At 56.9% G+C, this 450-nt stretch carries 1 protein-coding gene; it reads left to right on the forward strand.

What is annotated here, in order from left to right; all coding sequences use genetic code 11:
- Nucleotides 1-450: RNA-guided endonuclease TnpB family protein (locus tag DVK07_RS21720; RefSeq protein WP_147441339.1), on the forward strand; the 450-nt coding region annotated here is incomplete at both ends.

The raw sequence follows: 450 nt of genomic DNA on the forward strand, positions 1-450 counted from the left end.
CCAGAACCGCCTCACAGACATCATCGAGAAAGCCTCTCGGGAGTCTGTGGAGTACGCTCGTCAGTTCGACAATCCTGTCATCGTGATGGAGGACTTGACGTACATTCGTGAGTCACTGGACTACGGGAAATATATGACTCGACGCCTGCACTCGTGGGCCTTCGCTCGGTTGCAAGGACGAATTGAGGACAAGGCGAAGGACGCCGAGATTCCAGTCCGATACGTCCACCCGCAGTACCCTTCACAGACGTGTCACTCGTGCAAGCACATCGGGTATCGACCCCGACAAGCTGAGTTCACGTGCAAGAATCCCGAGTGCCACGTTTCGCCGTTTCAAGCGGATATTAACGCGAGTGCGAACATCGCACGACGCGTCAACCCGTGGGGAGAGAGCCTGCCGTGGAAACAGGTAGGCGATGACTCGTCACAGGACGGGAGCCGTTGTGACAC

The sequence above is a fragment of the Halorubrum sp. Atlit-26R genome (genome assembly GCF_003666015.1).
Taxonomy (GTDB): Archaea; Halobacteriota; Halobacteria; order Halobacteriales; family Haloferacaceae; genus Halorubrum.